This window comes from Mesorhizobium sp., assembly GCF_004962925.1.
In the GTDB taxonomy this organism is placed as follows: Bacteria; Pseudomonadota; Alphaproteobacteria; order Rhizobiales; family Rhizobiaceae; genus Mesorhizobium.
In genome coordinates, this window is sequence record NZ_SUEO01000486.1 from 1 (window position 1) to 261 (window position 261).

A 261-nucleotide genomic window follows, 5' to 3' on the forward strand; every position below is an offset into this window, starting at 1 on the left:
AACTGGTGTAGCGAAAGACAAGTGCCGCGCCGATCGCCAGCACCAGGCCGATGACCAGGCCCCAGTTCAACCGGGAGAAGTCGAAGATCCCCGGCAGATAGGCTGTCGGCAGGATCGGCGGCGTCTCCGACCAGCCACCTGGCCGCTTGAACAGAAAGATCGTGAAATAGGAGGTCAGCAGCACCGCGACGTAGTTCGACAGGATCGTCGAGACGACTTCGTTGGTGTTGTAGCGGGCGCGGAAATAGGCAGGGATGGCGA

Annotated in this window: 1 pseudogene; it reads right to left on the minus strand. The window is 60.9% G+C overall.

The window, feature by feature from the left end:
- Nucleotides 1–261, minus strand: a pseudogene (locus E5W87_RS35820) (ABC transporter permease); the annotation flags it as partial.